The sequence below is a fragment of the Brenneria alni genome (assembly GCF_003666245.1).
Taxonomy (GTDB): Bacteria; Pseudomonadota; Gammaproteobacteria; order Enterobacterales; family Enterobacteriaceae; genus Brenneria; species Brenneria alni.
This window is the reverse complement of sequence record NZ_MJLZ01000129.1, coordinates 1-532: the sequence shown is the minus strand read 5'-3', so window position 1 is coordinate 532 and position 532 is coordinate 1. Positions and strand designations below refer to the sequence as shown.

The window sequence follows — 532 nt, the reverse complement described above, 5'->3', positions numbered from 1 at the left end:
TCTAGAAGTGGCGGTGGGTTTTCACCCGGGAGAAAAAGGAACCGACGCTACCGCCGTTATAGGTTTGTCTTTTTTAAACAACTTACGCTGCCGACGAGCGATCTAGTGGAGATTTCGGGGGGCGCCGGATCATTAAAAAAAAAAATCAATTGGGAGCCATTCTTCACCAACTGATCGATGGCGCTAAGCGCTGCCATTTGCCGGCCTGGAGACAATGCCGCCTCCGGTTCATCCAACAAGGAAATACCGTTACCCTGAAACTTGTTGATGATTAACTTGATAAACGCCTCACCGTGCGAATAGTTATGGATGCGTTTGTGATCAAAGCTTTTCAACGCCGTCAACTCATCAAGGGAGGTGGCAACTTTTAAAAACCTCTCGTCACCCAAACAATAGCCGCCCTGTACCCTCACAAGCCCACGCTTCAGCCGCTTACGATTGGTCAACAGCGCGACGCCGACCCGCTCCAGCGCCTGTCTGTTATACCTACCCCCGACCCCACGGGACCCCGCATGATCTCGGATGGCTTCTT

The 532-nt window shown here is 51.9% G+C and carries 1 pseudogene; it reads right to left on the bottom strand.

Annotation, left to right across the window (positions count from 1 at the left end):
* Positions 1–56: 56 nt before the first annotated feature.
* Positions 57–532 (bottom strand): annotated as a pseudogene (locus BIY29_RS20370) (hypothetical protein); the annotation flags it as partial.